Raw genomic sequence first — 229 nt, 5'->3', positions numbered from 1 at the left:
GGTCGGGGACCGGGACGAGTGGGTGTTCACCGGTCGTCTCTCGCAGGACTCCGCTCCCTGGGTCCGCGACCATGCCATCTACGGCACGGTGATCGTTCCGGGGACTGCGCTCGTGGAGCTCGCCGGTGCTGCCGGTCGTCAGACGGGCAGTCCGGTGGTCGAGGAGCTGGTGCTGGAAGCACCGCTGGTGCTCGGGGACGGCGTGTCCGTCCGCGTGCAGGTGACCGTC

General features: G+C 70.3%; 1 protein-coding gene. It reads left to right on the top strand.

Translation table 11 applies throughout. From position 1 onward, the window contains the following. Positions 1 to 22: 22 nt before the first annotated feature. The coding region (locus IO30_RS41165; protein ID WP_245234262.1) for a polyketide synthase dehydratase domain-containing protein at positions 23 to 229 on the top strand (207 nt) is incomplete at its 3' end.

The organism is Streptomyces xanthophaeus (assembly GCF_000725805.1).
Classification (GTDB): Bacteria; Actinomycetota; Actinomycetes; order Streptomycetales; family Streptomycetaceae; genus Streptomyces; species Streptomyces xanthophaeus.
This window is presented reverse-complemented; position numbering and strand designations above follow the sequence as displayed.